This is a genomic window from Mesotoga sp. UBA5825, assembly GCF_002432955.1.
Taxonomy (GTDB): Bacteria; Thermotogota; Thermotogae; order Petrotogales; family Kosmotogaceae; genus Mesotoga.
This window is the reverse complement of the sequence record NZ_DJHG01000082.1, coordinates 18959-19360: the sequence shown is the minus strand read 5'-3', so window position 1 is coordinate 19360 and position 402 is coordinate 18959. Positions and strand designations below refer to the sequence as shown.

1 protein-coding gene is annotated in these 402 nt (G+C 50.5%); it reads left to right on the top strand.

All coding sequences use genetic code 11. From position 1 onward, the window contains the following. The coding region (locus B3N33_RS07920) for an alpha/beta fold hydrolase (RefSeq protein ID WP_292592885.1) at window positions 1-402 on the top strand (402 nt) is incomplete at both ends.

Sequence of the window (402 nt, the reverse complement as noted above, 5' to 3'; positions counted from 1 at the left end):
GGTTTTGCTTCTTATCTAAGCGAAAAGGGATTTGGTGTCTTTGCGACGGACTTTGCCGGCCACGGAATGCAGGCCGGAACGCGCGGCTTCATAAAGTCTTTTACAGATTTCATTTCGGCGGTCAGGCAGCTTACTGAAGGAGTGAAAAGGATCCAGCCGGATCTCCCGGTCTTTCTTTTTGGCCATAGTATGGGAGGGCTTATTGCTACCAGGGTTGCCGAGGAGTATCCAAATTCTTACAGAGCTCTGGCTATAAGCGCACCCCATCTCTTTTCAGCGAAGGACTCCGTGAAGAAGTTGCTGCCGTTGATTTCGGTTGTCAGAAGAGTCGCGCCGAAAACGACGTTCAGTAGTTCGTCGCGTTTTACTCCATCGGATCTTTCGCATAATCAAAGGGCCGTG